Below are 546 nucleotides of genomic sequence, written 5' to 3'. Positions count from 1 at the left end.
CGGTGCTACGCACTATCTCGGCGATCCGCTCGCCGCGGTCTTCGGCCTGCGGGTTCTCGTCGAGGTATCGCAGGTTCTTGCGGACCCCGGCGTAGACCCGGGCCCGGTTGCGGCGCAGCAGCGGCTGACCGAACCACGCGTACACCACCCCGCGCGCCAGATCCGCGACGGTCGGGAAGCGCACCTGCGTGGCCGCGATCAGCCGCTCCAGCGCCAGCCCGGTCGGCTCGCGCAGCAGCTCGTCCGGCGGCAGTTCCCGCAGCCACGTGCGCAGCAGCGTGGTCACCACCGTGGCGTCCGTCGCGGCGCGCTGCCGGGCCAGGAAGATGCGGAACACGGCCGCTTCCAGCTCCGGCGAGCGGGCCAGGTCGGTGACGCCGTAGTGGGCCAGGGCCCGGCCCAGGGCGGCCTGGAAGGTCTCCGGCAGTCCGGCGCGCTCGACGTCGAGGCTTTGGAGGTAGGTGTGGAAGTATTCGTGGGCGCTGTGCAGCCGGCTTTCGCCCTCGCCTTCTTCGGCGGTGCCGGCCGGGCGGTTGCGGCCCAGGT

1 protein-coding gene is annotated in these 546 nt (G+C 73.1%); it reads right to left on the bottom strand.

The window, feature by feature from the left end:
* A partial coding sequence (locus tag IZR01_RS49510) for a hypothetical protein (protein ID WP_194927924.1) occupies positions 1-546 on the bottom strand: 546 nt, incomplete at both ends.

Source organism: Catenulispora pinisilvae (assembly GCF_015356865.1).
In the GTDB taxonomy this organism is placed as follows: Bacteria; Actinomycetota; Actinomycetes; order Streptomycetales; family Catenulisporaceae; genus Catenulispora; species Catenulispora pinisilvae.
The sequence above is the reverse complement of the archived record's forward strand: the minus strand, read 5'-3'. Positions and strand labels throughout refer to the sequence as shown.